The sequence below is a fragment of the Pseudoalteromonas sp. SCSIO 43095 genome (genome assembly GCF_023650455.1).
Classification (GTDB): domain Bacteria; phylum Pseudomonadota; class Gammaproteobacteria; order Enterobacterales; family Alteromonadaceae; genus Pseudoalteromonas; species Pseudoalteromonas tetraodonis.
The window spans coordinates 2,038,938-2,057,841 of sequence record NZ_CP087995.1 but is presented as its reverse complement, the minus strand read 5'-3'; the positions used below and the strand labels follow the sequence as shown (position 1 = coordinate 2,057,841).

Annotated in this window: 18 protein-coding genes; 15 read left to right on the top strand and 3 right to left on the bottom strand. The window is 40.9% G+C overall.

The window, feature by feature from the left end:
- Positions 1 to 50: 50 nt before the first annotated feature.
- The 15 genes from fabV to cyoE all read left to right on the top strand — a co-directional run bounded on the left by fabV (position 51) and on the right by cyoE (position 15,035).
- Positions 51 to 1,244: an enoyl-ACP reductase FabV gene (fabV, locus tag LOC50_RS09730; RefSeq protein ID WP_069440331.1), complete on the top strand. Its 1,194-nt coding sequence runs from the start codon at positions 51 to 53 to the stop codon at positions 1,242 to 1,244.
- A 355-nt stretch (positions 1,245 to 1,599) separates the two neighbouring features.
- The gene (locus LOC50_RS09725; RefSeq protein WP_036983299.1) at positions 1,600 to 2,943 is read left to right on the top strand and encodes a Na(+)-translocating NADH-quinone reductase subunit A; all 1,344 of its coding nucleotides are present in this window, start codon (positions 1,600 to 1,602) and stop codon (positions 2,941 to 2,943) included.
- Position 2,944: 1 nt separating this feature from the next.
- The gene (locus LOC50_RS09720; protein ID WP_036979666.1) at positions 2,945 to 4,150 is read left to right on the top strand and encodes an NADH:ubiquinone reductase (Na(+)-transporting) subunit B; all 1,206 of its coding nucleotides are present in this window, start codon (positions 2,945 to 2,947) and stop codon (positions 4,148 to 4,150) included.
- Entirely contained in the window at positions 4,143 to 4,892 is a 750-nt protein-coding gene (locus LOC50_RS09715; protein ID WP_024601889.1) for a Na(+)-translocating NADH-quinone reductase subunit C, read from the top strand. Before LOC50_RS09720 ends, LOC50_RS09715 begins: the two co-directional genes overlap by 8 nt.
- On the top strand, positions 4,892 to 5,524 hold the full coding sequence (locus tag LOC50_RS09710) for an NADH:ubiquinone reductase (Na(+)-transporting) subunit D (RefSeq protein ID WP_036979663.1): 633 nt from the start codon (positions 4,892 to 4,894) through the stop codon (positions 5,522 to 5,524). Before LOC50_RS09715 ends, LOC50_RS09710 begins: the two co-directional genes overlap by 1 nt.
- Before the next feature lie 10 nt (positions 5,525 to 5,534).
- On the top strand, positions 5,535 to 6,143 hold the full coding sequence (gene nqrE, locus LOC50_RS09705; protein WP_036979660.1) for an NADH:ubiquinone reductase (Na(+)-transporting) subunit E: 609 nt from the start codon (positions 5,535 to 5,537) through the stop codon (positions 6,141 to 6,143).
- 17 nt (positions 6,144 to 6,160) lie between these two features.
- Positions 6,161 to 7,384, top strand: a complete 1,224-nt coding sequence (gene nqrF / locus LOC50_RS09700; RefSeq protein ID WP_036979658.1) for an NADH:ubiquinone reductase (Na(+)-transporting) subunit F — start codon at positions 6,161 to 6,163, stop codon at positions 7,382 to 7,384.
- 140 nt (positions 7,385 to 7,524) lie between these two features.
- Positions 7,525 to 8,550 (top strand): FAD:protein FMN transferase, encoded by a 1,026-nt coding sequence (locus LOC50_RS09695; RefSeq protein ID WP_250653140.1) that lies wholly within the window; start codon positions 7,525 to 7,527, stop codon positions 8,548 to 8,550.
- 97 nt (positions 8,551 to 8,647) lie between these two features.
- Entirely contained in the window at positions 8,648 to 8,860 is a 213-nt protein-coding gene (gene nqrM, locus LOC50_RS09690) for a (Na+)-NQR maturation NqrM (RefSeq protein ID WP_096038267.1), read from the top strand.
- Between the two features lie 325 nt (positions 8,861 to 9,185).
- Positions 9,186 to 9,614: a hypothetical protein gene (locus LOC50_RS09685; protein ID WP_010391099.1), complete on the top strand. Its 429-nt coding sequence runs from the start codon at positions 9,186 to 9,188 to the stop codon at positions 9,612 to 9,614.
- Between the two features lie 331 nt (positions 9,615 to 9,945).
- Positions 9,946 to 10,899, top strand: a complete 954-nt coding sequence (gene cyoA, locus LOC50_RS09680; protein WP_214552343.1) for a ubiquinol oxidase subunit II — start codon at positions 9,946 to 9,948, stop codon at positions 10,897 to 10,899.
- Between the two features lie 2 nt (positions 10,900 to 10,901).
- Positions 10,902 to 12,890 carry a cytochrome o ubiquinol oxidase subunit I gene (gene cyoB / locus LOC50_RS09675; protein WP_024601893.1) on the top strand — a complete coding sequence of 663 codons (1,989 nt, stop codon included), beginning with the start codon at positions 10,902 to 10,904 and terminating at the stop codon, positions 12,888 to 12,890.
- Entirely contained in the window at positions 12,887 to 13,519 is a 633-nt protein-coding gene (gene cyoC, locus LOC50_RS09670; RefSeq protein WP_069440327.1) for a cytochrome o ubiquinol oxidase subunit III, read from the top strand. Before cyoB ends, cyoC begins: the two co-directional genes overlap by 4 nt.
- Positions 13,519 to 13,875: a cytochrome o ubiquinol oxidase subunit IV gene (cyoD, locus tag LOC50_RS09665; RefSeq protein WP_013464355.1), complete on the top strand. Its 357-nt coding sequence runs from the start codon at positions 13,519 to 13,521 to the stop codon at positions 13,873 to 13,875. Before cyoC ends, cyoD begins: the two co-directional genes overlap by 1 nt.
- A 275-nt stretch (positions 13,876 to 14,150) precedes the next feature.
- A complete protein-coding gene (gene cyoE / locus LOC50_RS09660) occupies positions 14,151 to 15,035 on the top strand; it encodes a heme o synthase (RefSeq protein WP_036979644.1) in 885 nt (294 codons plus the stop codon).
- Positions 15,036 to 15,130: 95 nt separating this feature from the next.
- On the opposite strand, the gene LOC50_RS09655 is transcribed toward cyoE, so the two are convergent.
- The 3 genes from LOC50_RS09655 to LOC50_RS09645 all read right to left on the bottom strand — a co-directional run bounded on the left by LOC50_RS09655 (position 15,131) and on the right by LOC50_RS09645 (position 18,882).
- Entirely contained in the window at positions 15,131 to 15,808 is a 678-nt protein-coding gene (locus LOC50_RS09655; RefSeq protein ID WP_036983297.1) for a hypothetical protein, read from the bottom strand.
- Between the two features lie 135 nt (positions 15,809 to 15,943).
- Positions 15,944 to 17,896 (bottom strand): phytase, encoded by a 1,953-nt coding sequence (locus LOC50_RS09650; protein ID WP_250653139.1) that lies wholly within the window; start codon positions 17,894 to 17,896, stop codon positions 15,944 to 15,946.
- 11 nt (positions 17,897 to 17,907) lie between these two features.
- Entirely contained in the window at positions 17,908 to 18,882 is a 975-nt protein-coding gene (locus LOC50_RS09645) for a purple acid phosphatase family protein (RefSeq protein ID WP_250653138.1), read from the bottom strand.
- Positions 18,883 to 18,904: the final 22 nt, after the last annotated feature.

Genomic DNA, 18,904 nt, shown 5'->3' with positions numbered 1-18,904 from the left:
TAGCCTTTAAACTAGCGCTAATTTTTATTGTAAAAGATATAGGATGATCAATGGTCATTAAGCCTAAAATTCGCGGATTTATCTGCACCAATGCACACCCAGTAGGCTGTGCAGAGCATGTACAAGAACAAATTAATTATGTTAAGCAGCAAGGGGCGTTAAAAAATGCACCTAAAAATGTATTAGTTATTGGTGCGTCTACAGGTTATGGCCTAGCGTCTCGCATTACCGCTGCATTTGGTGGTGGCGCTAAAACATTAGGTGTGTTCTTTGAAAAAGAAGGCACTGAGCGTAAAACAGGCTCTGCGGGTTGGTATAATACGGCGGCGTTTCAAGCAGCCGCTGAAGCTGAAGGTTTATGGTCAAAAAATATTAATGGTGATGCGTTTTCTAACGAAATTAAACAAAAAGCAATCGACACCATTAAAGCTGAATTAGGTAAAGTTGACTGTATTATTTACAGCTTAGCGTCACCTCGTCGTACTGATCCAAATACCGGCGAAGTGTTTTCTTCAACGCTTAAGCCAATTGGTAATGCGGTAACCACTAAAAACTTGAATACGTCAAAGCGTGAAATTGATGAAGTAACTGTTGAAGCGGCAAACCAAGACGATATCGACAACACCATTAAAGTAATGGGTGGCGAAGATTGGGAAATGTGGATTGACGCACTTAAGAACGCTGATGTACTCGCAGATAACTTTAAAACCACGGCTTACACTTATATTGGTAAAGAACTAACGTGGCCAATTTACGGTCATGCAACAATTGGTAAAGCCAAAGAAGATTTAGACCGTGCCACTGCTGCTATTAAAGCTGCTACCCAAGATTTAAATGGTGAAGCCTACGTTTCATCGCTTAATGCGGTTGTTACTCAAGCAAGCTCTGCAATTCCAATCATGCCACTTTATATTTCTGCCTTATTTAAAGTGATGAAGGCTGATGGCACGTATGAAGGCACCATTGAGCAAATTCATGCGCTATTTAGTGAGAACTTATATGGTGATTCACCTCGTTTTGATGAGGGCGGGCATTTATTCCAAAACTACAAAGAGCTGGAAGATGATGTTCAATCTCGCGTTCAAGCCATTTGGGATAGTGTAGATACAAACTCAATTGATGAGTTAACCGATTATATTGGTTACCATAATGAATTTTTACGCTTGTTTGGTTTTGGTATTGACGCGGTTGATTATGAACAAGATGTAAATCCTGTTGCACCTATTGCTAATATGATTGACTAACTTGTCGCTGATAACGCATTTTTGAAAAAGTCGCCTTGTGCGGCTTTTTTGTTTTTTAGCTTTGATTTAAAAAAATATTTGCTAATTGTTGGCTAATTTACCACTTTGGTCTAGCTTGTATTTTATTAATTGTTAATTACAAAACTAAATAAACGTTTCTCTTGTATAATTTTCATAAATACACTCGCATAGTCAGCCACAATAATGTTAAAATCAAAGCAATATGTGAGGAGTTTTACTGCGCTGCTTGTTTGGTATTTTTAGCGAGTCATTTTATATAGCTTGCAATAATACAAATAGCGGCGTGGTTAGTACGATTTTTCAGTTTCTTTCCGTTAATGTAGTGCAAGTGCGTATGATCAATATAAAAAAAGGTCTGGATTTACCCTTAGAGGGCGCACCTCAGCAAGTTATTCATGATGGTTCTGCCGTCAAACGTGTAGCTGTGCTAGGTGAAGAGTTTATCGGTATGCGTCCAACCATGCATGTTCGTGTGGATGACCAAGTCAAAAAAGGCCAGGTACTTTTTGAAGATAAAAAGAACCCAGGCGTATTATTTACTGCACCAGCTTCTGGTACAGTAAAAGAAATTAATCGCGGTGCTAAACGTGTTCTGCAATCTGTTGTTATTGAAGTAAACGGCAGTGAGCAAATCACCTTTGGTTCTTTCTCGGAAACTGAGCTTAACAGCTTAGATCGTGAAAAAGCTAAAGAAGTACTAGTCCAATCGGGTCAATGGGTAGCACTTCGTGCTCGTCCATTTAGTAAAGTAGCAGCGTTGGATGCAAATCCGAGCTCTATTTTTGTGACAGCTATCGATACCAATCCACTTGCTGCAGATCCTGCAGTAATTATTGCTGAAAATGCGAAAGCATTTGAAGCAGGTTTGGCTGTTGTGTCACGTTTAACCGATGGCAAAGTATTTGTTTGTAAGCAAGCAGGTAGTCAAGTTCCTAGTTCACCTATTGCTCAAGTAGAAGTACATGAGTTTGGTGGCGTGCATCCGGCTGGCCTTGTTGGCACTCATATCCATTACCTTGACCCAGTATCTGCTAGTAAGCAAGTTTGGCACATTGGTTACCAAGACGTTATTGCGTATGGTCACCTTTTCCTTACTGGTGAAATTTACACAGACCGTGTTGTTTCTCTCGCAGGTCCACGCGTTAAAAATCCTCGTTTAGTGAAAACACAATTAGGTGCTTCACTAGATGACTTAGTGGCAGGCGAATTAGAAGACGGTGATAACCGTGTTATTTCTGGTTCTGTACTTGCCGGTGCTACGTCGTCTGGTGTTCATGCATTCTTAGGTCGTTACCATGTTCAAGTATCTGTTTTACTTGAAGGTCGCGAAAAAGAATTTTTTGGCTGGATTGCACCAGGTAGTGATAAATTCTCTGTAACGCGTACATTCTTGTCTCACCTTACACCGAGTCGTTTATTTAAAATGACAACGTCTACGGGCGGTTCAAAACGTGCCATGGTTCCACTTGGAAGCTATGAGCGTGTTATGCCACTTGATATTTTGCCAACGCTTTTATTACGTGACTTATTGTCTCGTGATTTAGATAGTGCAATTTCATTAGGTGCGCTTGAATTAGATGAAGAAGATTTAGCGTTATGCACCTTCGTTTGTCCTGGCAAATACGAGTACGGCGCAGCCCTACGCGATTGCTTAACTACGATCGAGAAGGAAGGCTAAAATGGGCTTAAAAACTTTCTTAGAAGATATCGAACCGCATTTTGAACCAGGTGGTAAGCATGAGAAATGGTACGCGCTGTATGAAGCCGCTGCGACTATTTTTTACACGCCAGGTTACGTAAACAAAGGTTCAACTCACGTTCGTGATAACATCGACCTAAAACGCATGATGATTTTAGTGTGGATGGCGACGTTCCCTGCCATGTTCTTTGGTATGTTCAATATTGGTCATCAAGCGGCAATCGCGCTTGGTAATGGTTTTGAACTAGCTAACATTTGGCAAGTAGGTTTATTCCAGTTATTAGGCGGTGAGTTAACCGTTGATGCTGGTTGGGGCGCAAAAATGTTCTACGGAGCATGTTTTTTCCTTCCTATTTATGCAACAACCTTTATTGTCGGTGGTTTTTGGGAAGTATTGTTTGCTTCTGTGCGTAAGCATGAAGTAAATGAAGGTTTCTTCGTAACCTCTGTATTATTTGCATTAATCCTGCCTGCAACGATTCCTTTATGGCAAGTTGCGCTAGGTATTACTTTTGGTGTAGTTATCGCAAAAGAAATATTTGGTGGTACAGGTCGTAACTTCTTAAACCCTGCGCTTGCTGGTCGTGCGTTTTTATTCTTCGCATACCCTGCACAAATTTCAGGTGACACAGTATGGACTGCCGTAGATTCATTCTCTGGCGCGACTATGCTTGGTCAAGCGTTTGCTGGTACGTTAAATTACGCGACTGATATTGAGCTTTGGTGGAATGCGTTTTACGGATTCATTCAAGGTTCTATGGGCGAAACGTCTACACTAGCAGTGCTTATTGGTGGTTTATTCCTAATTTATGTACGTATCGCGTCTTGGCGTATCGTGCTAGGTGTATTCCTAGGTATGGTAGTAACCTCATCAATACTAAATACTATTGGTTCTGAAACCAATGCTATGTTTGCTATGCCTTGGTACTGGCATATGGTATTAGGTGGTTTTGCATTCGGTATGTTCTTTATGGCAACTGACCCTGTATCTGCTGCATTTACTGATAAAGGTAAATTAGCATACGGTGCGCTTATTGGCTTTATGGTAGTTATGATCCGTGTAGTAAACCCTGCATACCCAGAGGGCATCATGCTAGCAATCTTGTTTGCTAACTTGTTTGCACCTTTATTCGATCACTTTGTAGTGCAAGCTAATATCAAGCGGAGGTTGGCACGTAATGTCTAGTAATAACGAATCAATTGGCAAAACGCTAGCTGTTGTTGTCTCATTATGTTTAGTGTGTGCAGTTATTGTGTCGCTAACGTCTGTGCAACTTCGCCCTCTGCAAAAAGCAAATAAAGCAAAAGATATTCAAAGTAATATCTTAGCTGCTGCTGGTATTGGTAAAGTTGATAACGTTGCCGAAACGTTTGAAGCTAAAATCGAAACTCGCTTTGTTGATATGCAAAGTGGTGAGTTTGCTGAGCCGGTAGAAGATTTCGACTTTGAAAAAAGCAAATACGATGCTGATTTAAGTAAATCTTTAAAAGAGAATGGGATTAAGGACATCGCAGGTATTCAACGTATTACCAAACGTGCGCCTGTTTACATCTCTAAAAAAGACGATGGCTCTACTGATGCAATCATCCTTCCTATTCAGGGTTATGGTTTATGGGGTTTAATGTACGGTTTTATCTCGCTTGAAAGCGATGGCGAAACTATTAAAGACATTATTTTCTACAAACATAACGAAACACCTGGTTTAGGTGGTGAAATTCAAAACCCACAGTGGACTGCAACGTGGGAAGGTAAAGAGTTACCAATCCAAATCGTTAAAGGGACTGCAGCCGGTGATGAGCACAAGATCGACGGTCTTTCAGGTGCTACATTAACGTCTAATGGTGTTGACCATGCAGTTGACTTTTGGACTGGCGAAAATGGCTTTGGCCCTTTCCTTGCGAAAGTACGTAAAGGAGCATTGAACTAATGGCTGATACTAAAGAAATGAAGGCGGTCCTATTCGGTCCAGTTTTCGCTAACAACCCAATCGCATTACAAGTACTTGGTATTTGCTCTGCGCTAGCGGTAACGTCTAGCTTAAAAAATGCATTAATCATGTCAATCGCATTGACCTTGGTAACTGCATTCTCTAGCCTTTTTATCTCGACTATTCGTAACCATATCCCATCATCAGTACGTATCATCGTACAGATGACGATTATTGCATCATTAGTAATCGTGGTTGACCAAGTACTACAAGCTTTCTCTTACGCTACGGCAAAAGAGTTATCAGTATTCGTTGGTCTAATCATTACTAACTGTATTGTAATGGGTCGTGCTGAAGCGTACGCAATGAAGTCGCCACCACTTATGTCATTCTTAGATGGTATTGGTAATGGTTTAGGCTACTCAGTGGTATTACTTACTGTTGGTTTCATTCGTGAGCTATTTGGTAAGGGAACACTATTCGGTGTTGATATTATTCCATTAGTACAAAATGGTGGTTGGTACCAACCTATGGGTCTATTGATCTTACCACCGAGTGCATTCTTCATTATTGGTTTATTCATTTGGGTACTTCGTACTTATAAGAAAGATCAAGTAGAAGCTAAAGCGTAAGGGGCGATAAGTGGAACATTATATTAGTTTATTTGTAAAAGCCGTTTTTATTGAAAACTTAGCGTTAGCTTTCTTCCTAGGTATGTGTACTTTCTTAGCCGTGTCTAAAAAAGTAACTACATCAATTGGTCTAGGGGTAGCGGTTATTGTTGTATTAGGTATTTCAGTACCGGTTAATAACTTGGTTTACCATGCGGTACTTGCACCGGGTGCATTAGAGTGGCTTGGTTACCCAGAAGCGGATCTTAGCTTTTTACGTTTCTTAACGTTCATTGGTGTTATTGCTGCACTGGTGCAAATTCTTGAAATGGCATTAGATAAGTTCTTCCCACCGCTGTACAACGCATTAGGTATTTTCCTACCACTAATCACAGTTAACTGTGCAATTTTTGGTGCGGTATCATTCATGGTTGAGCGTAACTATAACTTCGGCGAGTCTGTTGTTTATGGTATTGGCGCTGGTGTGGGTTGGGCGCTTGCAATTACATTACTTGCAGGTATCCGTGAGAAAATGAAGTATTCAGACGTACCAGATGGTTTACGTGGTCTAGGTATTACCTTTATCACTGTTGGCTTGATGGGTCTTGGCTTTATGTCATTCTCTGGTATTTCACTGTAATAATAGCGAGGTCAATCATGGATATTTTCTTAGGCGTTGGTGTTTTCATCGCTATCGTTGTAATACTAGTTTTAATCATCATTGGTGCTAAATCTAAGCTAGTTGCAAGCGGTGACATCATCATCGGTATTAATGGCGATCCAGACAAAGCCATTAAAACATCAGCGGGTAGTAAGCTTTTAGGTGCACTATCTGAATCAGGCATTTTCGTATCTTCTGCATGTGGTGGCGGTGGCTCTTGTGGTCAGTGTCGCGTTCACATTAAAGAAGGTGGCGGTGATATTCTGCCAACTGAACTTGACCACATCTCTAAAGGTGAGGCACGTGAAGGTTGTCGTTTAGCGTGTCAGGTTAATGTTAAAAATGACATGGAAATTGAACTTGAAGAGTCAATTTTCGGTGTTAAAAAATGGGATTGTGAAGTTATCTCTAACGATAACAAAGCAACGTTCATCAAAGAACTTAAGCTACAAATTCCAGATGGCGAGTCAGTGCCGTTCCGTGCGGGTGGTTACATCCAAATCGAAGCGCCAGCTCACCATGTTAAATACGCTGATTTCGATATTCCTGAAGAGTATCGTGGCGATTGGAACCATTTTGGTTTCTTCGACCTGGAGTCAAAAGTAGACGAAGAAACAATTCGTGCTTACTCAATGGCTAACTACCCAGAAGAAGAAGGCATTATTATGCTTAACGTGCGTATCGCTACGCCGCCGCCAAGAAACTTGAGCCTACCATGTGGTAAAATGTCTTCGTATATTTGGTCACTTAAAGAAGGCGATAAAGTAACTATTTCTGGTCCATTTGGTGAGTTCTTCGCTAAAGACACAGACGCTGAAATGGTATTCGTAGGTGGTGGTGCAGGTATGGCACCAATGCGTTCACATATCTTTGACCAACTTAAGCGTTTAAACTCTAAGCGTAAAATTAGTTTCTGGTATGGTGCGCGTTCTAAGCGTGAAATGTTCTATGTTGAAGATTTTGACGGCCTAGCTGAGCAAAACGAAAACTTCGTTTGGCACACAGCGCTTTCAGATCCGCAACCAGAAGATAACTGGGAAGGCTACACAGGCTTTATCCATAACGTGTTATTTGAGAACTATCTTAAAGATCACGAAGCGCCTGAAGATTGTGAGTTCTACATGTGTGGTCCTCCAATGATGAATGCGGCAGTTATCTCTATGCTTAAAGATTTAGGTGTAGAAGACGAAAACATCTTATTAGATGATTTCGGTGGCTAATACCCAAACTAAATAAATTTAGTTAAAATACCAGCCTCATAGCACTAAGTGTTATGAGGCTTTTTTATATCAACTGACTGAGTTTGGCTTTACCGCTGATTTTAGTTGATACTCTATTTAACCTTTATAAGTAGGCTATTATGAATCGATTAAGCACAGTTAAAGGCGTGGTAGCCTTATTTTTAATCATATCCACGTTACTTATTACCGGTTGTGGCAATTCACAACACAACGAAGAAGCTTACCTTGAAGGTAAAACGATGGGGACAACTTACCACATCAAGTTTTACGCTGATCAAGTGGACCCTCAAGCAGTACAAGCAGAAATAGATGCGGTTTTAGTTGATATTAACCAGTCTATGTCGACCTATATTGAGGATTCAGAAATAAACACCTTTAACCGTTTAGGTGCTAATCAAGTAATGCCAATTAGTGATGATTTTAGAGCGGTTATTGCAGAATCTATACGAATTGGTGATTCAACTAAAACACTCGATGTGACTATGGGACCGCTAATTGATTTATGGGGGTTTGGTCCTAATAAAAAACCAACAAAGCGCCCAACGGATGAAGCACTGGCAAATATGGTCAGTAACATTGGTATAGATAAGCTGGTCCTTAATGAGCAAGGGTTAGCTAAAACAGTTGCTGATTTAGAGTTGTCGTTTTCAGCTACAGCAAAAGGCTACGGTATTGATAAAGTGGCTGAGCTATTACAAAGTAAAGGCATTACAGATTACATGGTTGAAATTGGCGGGGAGCTACGTATTGCTGGTACAAAACCAGATAATCAAGCATGGCGAATAGCAATTGAACAACCTGATGCAAATCCGGGCGAGCGCAAAGTACACCGCGTATTAACACCGGGTAATAATGGCATTGCCACCTCAGGCGATTATAGAATATTTTATACTATGGATGGCGAAACCTATACGCATCTCATTGATCCAATGTCAGGCATGCCGATTAAGCACGACTTAGTCTCTGTCACTGTTTTACACCCAAGTGCAATGACGGCGGACGGTTTAGCGACTGCTTTAACGGTAATGGGCATGGAAAAGGCACAACGTTATGCGCAGCAGCATGATTTACCTGTGTATTTAATTGCGAAATCGGCACAGGGGTTAGTCACCTATTCAAGCCCTGCGTTTAAGCCTTATTTATAGTCTTTAGGTTTATATCCTTATCATGAGGGTATATAATGCAATGAGCTCAGATATGATGTTTGGGCTCATTTTATTGCTGAACAATAGGGGCTAAGCAATGTCACTTTTTTTTCTAACCTTTGGCTTACTTATTTTAATTGTCGCTGCAATGGCGGTAGGCATGATAGTACAAAGAAAATCGATGGCGAGTAGCTGCGGAGGCCTAGGCTCTGTAGGTATTGATAAAGCATGTGATTGCGATGATCCATGTGATAAACGCAAAAAGCGTCTAGCCAAAGAGCAAGTATGGAAAGAAAACCAAATTCTTTAAATAGATTTATTTCTGTTTAAACAAAAAACCTCTCGTAGCTCACTACGGGAGGTTTTTTATTTATATCGGCATAAATAAATCACCAGCCGATAAAATAATCGTGTTTTTATCTTGAACAGAAAATTCTCTTTGTTATACTCATGCCCGAACTTTCAGTAAGTTTTGAAAGTTCTATTGATGCGGATCAAAACTAGCTTGGCAAAATAGTGCTAATGCGTTGAGACTGTATTTCAGGTCACTGTATAAGGCTTTACGGCTGCAACCTTTTTTGTTGCCACGGTGTATACCTAATTTTGTTATTAGTCATTTTAATAGGTTAATGTTTTTGAACTCATTTTCTTTGTTTCATACCAGCGCTTTGCTTACCTTAGGTAAGTCAGTGTTGCATGAGCGCTTTAATAAAGCGAAAAGAGGCGTGAGTGTGGCTGTAACATTATTAGTTTTTAATGCCGTTATGTTGCTTAGTGGCGCTATTGAGGATGCCTTTAGGCTTGAAGCATTGATCAGTGATGGCTTTTTTATAGAGCCATTATTACTGACTATTGCCGAATTTTTAGCTCATCCTATCTTATCGTGTCAGTTACTTATTGGCCTTTGTTGGCTATTGTTCCACATGTTTCCAGCGCGTCGTGCTGGAATAATCCTCCGTAAAGCAGCCTTTGCTTTTAGCGAGGCTAAAGTTCAGCAACCCGTGCAAGCTGCACATGGTTGTCGTGCTCCACCTAGCTTTACAGGTTGTCTGTTTACTCATTAATTTTTATGGGTATAGGTTACACCTGTGGTATCTAATTATTTATTCTTGCTGTAAATAACGATTACTTTCATTGTAGCTTAGTGTTTTTACACACTCTCAGCCAACCACACCTCACCCAAGTTAATTTTTTATTGCGTTATATTAATGTGTTTAAAAAAAGCTGGGTTGTTTCTGCTAGGTGTTTTTTATTAAGCCAGTGGTCAATACTTCATGCTTGCATTCGCTCTGCATTATTTGTAATTCAATCTTAATTAACTTGGGTTTTTATCAAATATCGTTGCTAAATATTTTTGGCAGCTAATAAAAACTCTTTAGGTTTTAGGATAGTCCCTTGTTAATTCGTAACCTTTTTAATATTGCTTTAGCTAGTATGGCGCTGATTTTATCAGGCTGTAATGGCGGGGTACTCGACCCAAAAGGGCAGATAGGTATTGATGAGAAAAATCTGATCATCATCGCCACTGTGCTTATGTTGTTAGTTGTGATCCCCGTTATTGTGATGACTTTATATTTTGCTTGGAAATACAGAGACACACAAAACCATGAAATTTACGCACCAAAATGGGCTCACTCTAATAAGATTGAGGCTGTTGTATGGGCGGTTCCTATTGTTATTGTTGTTATTTTAGGTGTGATCACCTGGCAGTCAACGCAAGAGCTTGACCCCTATAAACCGATAGAGGGTAAAGGTGAACATCTTACTGTTGAAGTGGTGTCACTTAATTGGAAATGGCTATTTATTTACCCTGAACAAGGTATTGCCACGGTGAATGAATTGGTATTTCCAGCCAATGTACCGGTTGAATACAAAATCACGTCAGAAAGCACCATGAACTCGTTTTTCATTCCTCAGTTAGGTAGTCAAATCTACTCAATGGCGGGCATGGAAACTAAGCTGCATTTAATTGCTAATCAGCCAGGCACATTTAAAGGCTTTTCGGCTAATTACAGTGGCGCAGGTTTTACCGGTATGAAATTTAATGCTATCGCAACGCCGACAAAAGCTGACTTCAACCAGTGGGTTGAACAAGTAAAAAGCAACGCTAATAACCTTACTCATGCCAATTATGTTGAGCTTGCAAAAGCAAGTGAGAACAACCCAGTTGCTTATTATGGCAAGGTTGATGACGGTTTATTTCATACCATAGTGATGAAATACATGCAGGCGCATGGCGATATGAATAAAAAACATCATGCTATGGGTAAACATCAGCAGATGAGTAATGAGCATCAAGCAATGGGTAATCATTCAATGCCATCATCACACAGCCAGGGCGAGGAATAATCATGTCGTTTTTAGGTAAATTATCTATAGATGCAATTCCGTTTCATGAACCTATTATTATGGTTACTATGGCGGTGATTGCTGTTGTCGGGCTTATTATAGCTGGGCTAATAACAAAATATAAAAAATGGGGTGTGCTTTGGCGTGACTGGATCACCTCGGTTGATCATAAACGCTTAGGCGTTATGTACATTTTATTAGCACTAATCATGCTGTTTCGTGGTTTTTCTGATGCCATTATGATGCGTGCGCAGTTAGCGCTTGCTACCAGTGGTGCGCCAGGCTATCTACCGCCAGAGCATTACGATCAAATATTCACCGCTCATGGCGTTATTATGATCATCTTTATGGCGATGCCATTTATGATTGGTTTAATGAATATTGTTGTACCACTGCAAATTGGTGCCCGTGATGTGGCTTTTCCATTTTTAAATAATTTAAGTTTTTGGTTTACCGCTAGTGGCGCCATTTTAATAAATTTATCACTTATATTTGGTGAATTTGCTAAAACAGGCTGGGTTGCTTACCCACCGTTGTCGGAGTTGACCTTTAGCCCTGGGGTGGGGGTCGATTATTATATTTGGGCCTTGCAAATATCGGGGCTCGGTACGCTATTAACCGCTGTTAACTTTCTAGTGACAGTATTTAAAATGCGTGCTCCTGGTATGACTCTGATGAAAATGCCAATTTTCACTTGGGCATGTACGTGGGCAAATATCTTAATTGCAGCATCATTTCCAATTTTAACCGCAGTGCTCGCCATGCTAACGCTAGACCGTTATTTAGATTTCCACTTCTTCACTAATGAAGCAGGCGGTAACGCCATGATGTATATCAACCTGTTTTGGGCATGGGGCCACCCAGAGGTATACATTTTAGTATTACCAGCTTTTGGTATCTTCTCTGAAATAGTGTCGACCTTCACTGGTAAACGTTTATTTGGTTATAAATCGATGGTGTATGCAAGCGGTGCCATTTCTATTCTTGGCTTTATTGTATGGTTACACCACTTCTTTACTATGGGTTCAAGTGCCAATGTAAATGCCTTTTTTGGAGTAATGACCATGGTCATAGCTGTGCCTACTGGGGTTAAGTTATTTAGTTGGTTGTTTACTATTTACCGTGGCCGTTTGCGCATTACAGTGCCCGTACTGTGGACGCTTGGTTTTATGGTTACCTTCAGTATTGGTGGTATGACGGGGGTATTACTAGCAATCCCTGGTGCCGATTATGTATTGCATAACAGCTTATTCTTAATCGCTCATTTTCATAACACCATTATTGGTGGCGCAGTATTTGGCTACTTAGCTGGCTTTGTTTTTTGGTTTCCAAAAGCAATGGGCTTTAAGCTCGATGAGCGTTGGGGTAAAGCATCATTTTGGTGTTGGTTAATCGGTTTCTTCGTAGCCTTTATGCCATTGTATGTACTCGGCTTTTTAGGTATGACACGTCGCTTAAATCACTCTAATAATCCTGATTGGAATATCTGGCTTTATATTGCTGCAGTGGGTGCCGTGATTATTATGTTCGGTATTATTTGCCAAGTTATTCAGCTTTATGTGAGCTTTAAAAACCGCGAAGCGCTTGATGATACCACCGGCGATCCTTGGAACGGTCACACCCTTGAATGGTCAACGTCATCACCGCCGCAGTACTATAACTTTGCTGAAATCCCGCATGTTGATGATATTGATACATGGACTGATATGAAAGAAAAAGGCCTAGCTTATCAAGGTAAATCTAGCTATAGCCCAATTCATATGCCAAAAAATACGGCATCGGGTGTGCTTATTGCAGCGAGTTTAACGGCGTTTTGTTTTGCCATGATCTGGCATATTTGGTGGCTAGCAGGGCTTGGTTTTATTGGTGCAATTGCGCTATTTATTAATCGCGCTTACACCAGCGATGTAGATTACTACGTGCAAAACGATGAAATATTACAAATTGAAGGCGCGCATATTGCCAGTAATACGAAGGAGGTAAGCGCATGAGTACGTTATCTGCAACTCAAGGCCATGTAAATTTAGAGCCTCATAGCGTAAGTCATACGCATGAGCATCACGATACCTCTGGCGATACAATCTTTGGCTTTTGGCTTTATTTAATGACCGATTGCCTTTTATTTGCCTCATTTTTTGCAACCTACGCAGTGCTTTATATGAACACCGCAGGTGGTGTATCGGGCAAAGATATTTTTGAGCTTGATTTTGTTGCCGTAGAAACTGCGGCGCTACTTATTAGTAGTATCACTTTTGGTTTTGCCATGATTGCCGCTCAAGGGCAAAAAAAGACGCTGACGCTTGGTTGGCTCGCGGTTACTTTTTGTTTAGGCGCGGTGTTTATTGGCATGGAAATTTATGAGTTCCATCATTTAATTATTCATGGCAATGGCCCACAGCAAAGTGCTTTTTTAACATCGTTTTTCTCATTAGTGGGTTTGCATGGTTTACATGTAACTGCAGGCCTTATTTGGATGAGCATAATGATGATAGAAGTGATCAAGCGCGGTTTAGGTAAACAAACCGTCACGCGCTTAAGTTGCTTAAGCTTATTTTGGCACTTTTTAGATATTGTGTGGATTTGTGTATTTACCGTTGTTTATTTAATGGGAGCAATGTAATGAGCCATAGCGAAACGCATGCTTTAGCGCAAATGCAAAGCCAACATCATGATCAGTCGCATGGCAGTGTTAAAACCTATCTTATTGGTTTTGTCTTGTCAGTGATTTTAACGGCCATTCCATTTTGGATGGTGATGGAGGGCGATTTTTCAAAAGTCACCACGCTTTGGAGTATCGTTACTTTTGCAATCGTGCAAATTTGGGTGCATTTAAAATACTTTTTACACCTTAATTTCACCACTGATGAAGGCAAAGCGAATACCTTTACCTTCTTGTTTAGCGCGTTGATCATCGTCATGGTGGTTGGACTGTCTGTTTGGATCATTTATGAATCAAACGCAATGATGATGTACTAGGGTCTGTTGACCTTTCAAGGTTGAATCTGCAGCAGCCTGTTTGGTATTTAGGCAAGGCAGAGCCTATGTAGTGTGGTTATTTCCCATAAATAGGCGATAACGCAGCATCAATGCCAAACAGGCGCTGCCCGAAGGGTTCTGCCTAGGGGCGATTTACTCTTTGTTGCTCGGTTTTGACTTAGCCCACTAGGTTACAAACCTCGCGCCGCGATTAAACCGCCCCTAGTTTGAACAAATTTTAATCCGCAAAGGTCAACAGACCCTAGAGGTTTCATATGTTTCGTCGTTATTTAGCTGTTACTAAGCCAGGTATTATTATGGGGAATTTGATCAGCGTTGCCGGTGGTTTTTTACTTGCCGCCCGCGGTGATATAGACCCATGGTTAATGTTGGTTACCTTGGTTGGTTTATCGCTTGTTGTTGCATCGGGATGTGCCATAAACAATGTTATAGATAGAGACATTGATGTTGCTATGGCGCGTACTCGCTCACGTGTAACTGTAACGGGCGAAATGTCTGCAAAAGCCGCTTTAAGCCATGGCGTGTTATTAGGGCTAATTGGCTTTGGCTTATTAATCGGCTTTACCACTCAAGCAGCGGTATTTTTTGCCGCCTTTGGCTATGTGATTTATGTCGGCGTGTACAGCCTCTACATGAAACGCAACTCTGTTTACGGCACCTTTATTGGTAGTCTGTCGGGCGCAGTTCCTCCTGTTGTTGGCTATTGCGCCGTTACGGGTGTGTTCGATATGGGTGCATTAATACTGCTGGTGATGTTTAGTTTGTGGCAAATGCCGCACTCATATGCGATTGCTATTTTTCGCTTTAAAGATTACCAAGCCGCTAATATTCCAGTATTGCCCGTGGCGCAAGGTGTTAATAAAGCTAAGCGCCATATTGTGCTTTATATTGCGGTATATGCTTTAGTGGTGATGCTATTGCCAATTAGTGGTTATACCGGTGCTGCCTTTATGGCCGTTGCCTGTATTACGAGTTTTTGGTGGTTACTCATGGCACTTAGAGGATACCGCTACAACATAGATACTACCCGTTGGGCACGCCAAGTGTTTGCGTTTTCTATTATTAATATTACCGCTTTGAGTATTGCGATGGCGGTAGATTATCAAACAATTGCGCCACAATTAGTGGCGCTAAACTGATCTTATCTGATCAGTGAACCGAGTTAATTCCCAAAGTTAACCAAAGGCTCTGAGCATTGCGAGGAGCCTTTTTTCGTCCCTAAAACAAAGCTAAATTATTTACTTAAGCTTTCAGCATCATAAAACATGGGTTTCAATGTGCCACAATTTATAAACTTATAATTGAGCTCATCAGCAGAGGGCACTTCAGTTGAGGTGCGAAACTTTTGTAAACAGGCACCACTTAAATTAACAAACATTATATGATGATAGCTTGGTGGCTGAGTTATTTGGTGAATATAAATACGCTCGTTATTTTTTAGCGTAACCATATCGTACTGTTGCCATTTTGAGGCTGGGCTTAAATCAGTTAGCTCACGAGTAAATAACTGCTCGCTAAGCTCTATTAATTTATCACTATAAACTAAGCTACCTCCTTGTCTAAAATCTCCAAGATACACATCTGCGGTAATCGCGACTTCTTCGCCTCGCATTAAGCGTTGAATATTAAACGGCTTTGGTTTTACTGTAACTAACTCAGCATCGCGTACTAAATTTAAAAATGGAATATCAGATACATCTACCTTGTACATAACATGCACATCATAAGGAAGCTCAAAGCTTGGAATGTTAATCGCGTATACACTTGAACCTTTATTAACCAACACCATAGCATGCTCTGCTTCATACTTGGGGTTCAATGGCGGAAGTTCTGGTGGCTCTTCGGCATTAACAAGCGAGCTGGTACAAAATATAATGCTGATAAATAAATATACGAAGTAGGGTAGCCGCATAATAACCTCAATTAATTTATAGATATAAAGTGTAGTATACATTTATACATAATTATCTTCATTCATATTTTAGTAAAGCTTAAACGTGATACACACTAAAGCTTTAGTGTGTATCAGTACATTTTGGGTTAGCTATTATCTAATTGCTTTTTTCACTTCGCGCCAGTCAATAATTTTAAAGTTTTGTGGTTGTAGAGGCATGCGATTGTAGCCATCTTGTACTATAAGCATGCCTTCGGGGTAACCTGGCAAAGCCGTTGCTGTAACGGTTAAACCGTCAGTTTCACCTACGCCATCAATGCCTTTATCTAGGTTTGCAATTACATTAAACTTACCTGCAAAGCTTAGAGTAGGCTCTTTGTCATCTGAGATTTTATAAAGCACATAGCTATTATCGCCTTGGCTTGATACTACTAAATAGCGAGCATCATTAGCATAATAAATTTCCATACCTTCAACATCTGCCACCAGTTGCTCATTAACACTTTGTAGCTTTACTGCTTTGTTACCAGCGGTAGGCTCTGCACCGATATACCAAATGCCTGCATCTTCTTCACCTGCAAATAGTTGGCCTCGATTATCATCAGCACTACAGCCTTCAGGTTGGCTTGGTAGAGTAAACTCTCTAACCAGTTCACCACTTAAATTACTTTGCTCACCGGTGAGTTTATACTGCTGAAATAAACCTGATTTATCATTAACAAACACGTAATAGCCAGACTCAGAGGAATACATACACATACCGTAAATCTCAGGTAGGTTAGTCGCTATTTCTGTTACATGGTTTACTTGGTTATCACTATCGACAGTAAATACGCTAATGCTATTAAGAGTACGGTTACTGGCTGTGATCCAAGTGTGAGTTTCGTTGTTTATACCTTGATGTTGACGCACATCAACATTATTTAAACGCCCTATATTTAGCGATTGTACTTTGTTGCCAGCAAGGTCATAAACCATCAAGCCGCGACGTTTATCAGTGCCTAAAATTAAGCTGTTTTTAGCGTCTTGCTCATTTATCCAAATAGCCGGATCATCTGCTGCATCACCAAATGCTGCAACCGGTGTTGTTTGTGCGCTGGCATGAAGGTGAGTCATCGCGACATTGTTTTGTGAAGTCGCTGTTTGCGCTGTGTAGTTAATGTTTGCTTGAATGTAAGCGCCTGTTTCATCATCAATTAAAACCAGCTGGGCTTGACTGTCATTGATAAAGCTCGCTGCAACAGACTCTATTGTGGGCTCACCTGCCAGTGACCATTGACTTAGCTTGTCTGTTTGAGCTTGGTAAGCATAAACCACATTACCATCAGTGGCACTGAGCCATAATGTACCGTCTTGTGATACCGATAGGGCCCCAATTTCACTGTTTAATTCGCCGTAGGGTTGTACCAAAGCCACAGGCTGCTTATTGGCATCAGATTCTGCATCCGCGTTAATGGCCCACACACCTAACTTTGCCTCACCCACATACAGGGTTTTTGTGTCGTCATTTACTGCACAACCTGAAGCCTCTGTGACTGCAGAGAACTCACGTACTGCGATATTTTTAGCTTGGTTAGTGGCTAAATCATATATAACCGTTTCGCTGATCAGGCCGCGAACATCTGGCACAAACGCTGATACAGTCTCGGTATTGCTGTTTTTAAATAAACACACTGCATTAGGCTGAGCTTGAGGCGGACTAATACGAGTGAGTTCATTTAGCTGCCAAGTTTGGCCATTTTTTATAAGCTTAAAAATAACCACATTATCTTGGTTGTTATCTAGAGTTGCCAATAAAAATTGCTGCGCTGCTATTTTTTTCAGTGAAATTGACTCAAAGTTACCGGCGAGCAGCACACTGCTTTTCTCGTTATCGGCAAGTAATAAGCCTTGGCTTTCGCTCGCCATTAGCCATTGATTATTACCAAGTGCAGCAGCTTGTGAGCCTTGCATATTTTGTTGTGGGCCAAATAACTTAGCCTCAACAGCCGGCTTTGCTATTTCTGTCGTGTTTTGCGTATCGTCATTACTTGTACAACCGCCAAGCGCAGTTACAAGCACAGCACTGCTAAGCACTGCTGAAATTGTATTTAGTTTAAAGTTCATTATTTTATCCTTTACTTATCTAGGTGCTTTTCAGTACTAAAACGTACTTCACCAAGGTGGTTAACCGCGCTCATTGTTAGCCTTTCACCATTGATTGAGATACTTAAAAAACCCGGTGTTGCTTCTGCGTAGCGGGTAAATTCACGTTGTTCTACAAACCGTGCTTCACTGCCACCACCAGAGACAAAGTGAGCCACCTTGCTATTTTTTGGTTGATTGTATTGCAAGTCGTGCTCGTGCCCTGCGATATAAACGTGCACGTTATGACGCTCCAAAATAGGTTCTAAAATGTCGCGAAGCCCTCGGTTGCGGCCAAAGCGTTTACCACTTGAATAAAGCGGGTGATGGCCTACCACAATTTTCCATTTTGCTTTACTGCCAGCTAGTTGGGTTTCAAGCCATGCCAATTGTGTTTGATAGCTTTGACCTTGGGTTGGGCGGTATTTTTCACGGGTTTTATATTCAGGTTGAATCGGGTTGGTATCTAAAAAAACCATTAACACTTGCTCATTGTTTTCAAGCGCAAATGTTTTACTGTAGTACCTTGCAGGTAACTGCCAGCGCTGGCTTTTGTCTGTGTAGTCAATTTGTGCTTGGGCATTACCTAAGTAATCGTGATTACCTAACACAACATACCAATCTTCAAATGTGTGCGGGCCGTGGTATATATTCTCAAAGGCTGATTGCCAAAGAGGATCGTTCACGCTTGCCACCCCGTTAGGGTAAAAGTTATCGCCGGTTGAGACAACAAAATCGGCATCGGTTTGGTACATGGCAATTTCTAGCTGATGGGCCACTTCTTTTTGATAAAAGTGGCCGTTGTGTCCCCAATCACCAATAACCATAAAGTTAAGGCTATTAGGCAACGTAGTTAACTTGGCTATTTTTTGTTGCTGGTATAGCGCATCTTTATAAATAACAGGCTCTTTTGCACTAAGCGATGATGAGCACAGTAGCGCGGCCATTATGAAAGACAATTTAAACATGTTCTAACTCCAAAAAAGCACG